This window comes from Pseudarcicella hirudinis (genome assembly GCF_900115665.1).
Lineage (GTDB): Bacteria > Bacteroidota > Bacteroidia > Cytophagales > Spirosomataceae > Pseudarcicella > Pseudarcicella hirudinis.
Window position 1 is genome coordinate 1 of sequence record NZ_FOXH01000029.1, and the last position, 2855, is coordinate 2855.

The 2855-nt window shown below is 33.8% G+C and carries 4 protein-coding genes; all 4 read left to right on the forward strand.

The features are described from left to right. On the forward strand, positions 1–909 hold a 909-nt coding region (locus BM179_RS24930), incomplete at its 5' end, for an RHS repeat-associated core domain-containing protein (protein ID WP_143095324.1). A 9-nt stretch (positions 910–918) separates the two neighbouring features. Further along, positions 919–1203 (forward strand): hypothetical protein, encoded by a 285-nt coding sequence (locus BM179_RS25485; RefSeq protein ID WP_092019869.1) that lies wholly within the window; start codon positions 919–921, stop codon positions 1201–1203. A gap of 371 nt (positions 1204–1574) precedes the next feature. Continuing rightward, the gene (locus BM179_RS24940; protein ID WP_143095325.1) at positions 1575–1868 is read left to right on the forward strand and encodes an EndoU domain-containing protein; all 294 of its coding nucleotides are present in this window, start codon (positions 1575–1577) and stop codon (positions 1866–1868) included. Positions 1869–1872: 4 nt separating this feature from the next. Next, positions 1873–2292 (forward strand): hypothetical protein, encoded by a 420-nt coding sequence (locus tag BM179_RS24945; RefSeq protein WP_092019871.1) that lies wholly within the window; start codon positions 1873–1875, stop codon positions 2290–2292. Positions 2293–2855: the final 563 nt, after the last annotated feature.

Consider the following 2855-nt stretch of genomic DNA (forward strand, 5'->3'; position numbering starts at 1 on the left):
ATAAAGGGCCCCGGAAGTAATGACCGCTTGTATAATGGTAAGGAATCAGATAGTGAGACGAGTTGGCTGGATTATGGAGCGAGGCAGTATGATAATACTTTGGGGAGATGGATGACAGTGGATCCATTGGCGGAAATATCGAGACGATGGTCCCCTTATACTTATGGTAATGATAATCCTATTAGATTTATAGATCCCGATGGGATGTATTCAACAGAGGAATGGAAAAAGGATAATGGAGTAAAAGATAGCGATGTTATTGATGTTACAACTGCTTACCAGGCTTCACAAAATAATGAACATAATGACAGAAACGGAGATGATGATGGTAAACCTAATAATCAAAAAGTAGTTAATCAAGGATCAATGGTGTCTATTTATGGGCGATACTTTTATCCCCAAAGTAATGGCACTTACAAAATGCATCGAGAGGGGATTGAGGCGAATTATTTTTTTGAAAGTTCATATATTGGAGGAAAAGTCTTGAGTCCAGTTTTTGGACTATTGGGAAGAGTTTTTACAAAATTATTAGGTAAAACTATTTCAACAGAGGTTATTGGTGGAATAGGTGCAGTATCAGGTAGATCCTATACTGTAGAGCAAATTACTAACTTGTTTAGAGGTTCTGCTGATGATGCGTATAAAATAATTTATAGAGGAATGACAGGATCTGAGGGGGGAAATGGAGCCTTGTTTTTAGCAGATGAAGCCGGTTACGCTGCAACTTATGTAAAAAATGGGCATAACGTAGTAGCTTTTCAAATTCCTGCACAAAATTTTCAACTTTTGGTTACAGAAGGATTTATTGAAACAAGAGCAGGAATTCATGGGACAGCTAAAGGATTGGAGTATGTTATAAGTAATCCTACAGTAAAAAATGCCATTTTAAATTTAGCAAGAATTAAATAAAATTTAATAATGAAAAAATATTGTTGTATCGATTTTGAAATACAAGTGAAACTGCCATCAACAACGGCACCTAATATTCGTATTATTAAATACCAATCATCACATCCATTGCTAAAAGGGCTAACAAAACAGTTTGGATTTTGCATTACAATGGGTTACGATAAGTATAATATACTCTTACCTAAAATGACTATTTCGTATTGCCCTTATTGTGGGAGTAAATTAAAAGATTTTTATGGTTCAGATGAATATGCAAATGAAATTGAAGGGGAAACGTTTGTTACTTCTCCTTAGTTTATGCCTTCTGAAGGAGACTTAAATACCCAACTTGCCCGAGTGGAAAGGAATATGATAAATACAGAGATAGTAGATCGCTTTATACATATGATAAACAAACGGGGATTGTATTAAATGGCGATGGGCAGGGAGCAACTGTTTATGGTGTTGGCTATCACCCTTCTAATCTATCAAATACATACAATCGTCATCTTTATTTATCAAATGCAATTGGGGACTTTGCTAAGTTCATAGGGGAGACTTATTGGAACTTAATACGTCCATCTGGTGATGATGGAAGAGGTCTTAATGTTCCAGGAATCAATTTAGGCTCAACTTCGGTATCATTTTTATCAAAGGGGGGAAGAATACTGAAAGTGAGCAATGCTTTGAAAAGAATTTTACCTTCTTGGAAAAAGGTATCTATAGATATGGAACATATTGTGTCAGGCCATATGAATGGAGGCTCAAGAGTAAGTAGTTTAAAATCTCTTTTTCCTGATTATATGTCGGAACGACAAGTTAATTCTGCGATAAGAAATGCATACAAAAATGTTACAGAAAAATTACAAACACAGGGAGATCGAATTCTTTTGAGAGGAACCACAGATTCTGGATTAAATATCGAAATGTGGTTAAATACTAATACAAAAACAATTGAGACTGCTTATCCCATATATTAATGCGATGATAAAATTAAGATTAGAAACTTTACGACTATCTGTTTCCGGTAGAATTACAGGAACAGTTTATATAAACTTATCTAAAGTATTTTTTCCAGAAGAGACTTGGAATGATTTTCCTCTTACAATTTTCAATTGGTGGTCCCACTCATTTTTAAATGGGAATGAAGGTGATTATCGTTTTATGGATGGTCCATTTTATTTCAAAATTATAAAAAAAAATGGATTATATTTTTTAGAAGGCTTTTTTGATAGAAAATTAATTGTTTCAACCGAATTAGATATTGATGAGTTTCAATGTAGCCTTATTCATAATATAGAAATATTATTAAATACGATAAAAAAAAATAAATGGGATATTGATGCTAATTTAGATATAGAATTATTGAATGAAAACTTATGTAAGTTAAAAAAAAACATCTGATCTTAGTTATCTTGCGTAAGGTTGATAACTAGAATTTAGGGTTTCTGAAATTAAAAGTAATTAAGTTCGTAAGTGGTTAGGAAATATGGAAGTAATCCTTATCTATTCTTAGTGTTGCCCCTCCTGTCCGTAGTCTTTTTGGCTACGGATGATTTATGGAGTAGAGTGTCTGTGACAAGGTAAGTAGTTGAGATGGCATTTTTTGTTTTAATTTCAAATAATCGTTCATTTCAACTTATGTGTCGGCACCAATGGTTCATTTTCATTTAATTCAAAGAGCGTAGTAGAATTGTATTTTACTATTTGGAGGAGAATGTTACTTACCCCCTGTCCGTAGTCTTTTGACTACGGATGATTTAAGGTGCAGAGTGTCTGTGACACGGTAAGCATATGAGATGGCATTTTTTGCTTTAATTTCAAACAATCGTTCATTTTAATTTACGTGTCAGTGCCAATGGTTCATCCCTTCTGTCCGTAGTCGAAAAGACTACGGATAATTCATGGGGTAAAGTGTCTTTGACACGGTAAGTACTATAGTATGTCAAATTACTGTTTTCATTTCA

Coding starts and splice junctions, on each gene's coding strand:
- BM179_RS25485 (WP_092019869.1), top strand. CDS start 919: ATGAAAAAATATTGTTGTATCGATTTTGAAATACAAGTGAAACTGCCA.
- BM179_RS24945 (WP_092019871.1), top strand. CDS start 1,873: ATGATAAAATTAAGATTAGAAACTTTACGACTATCTGTTTCCGGTAGA.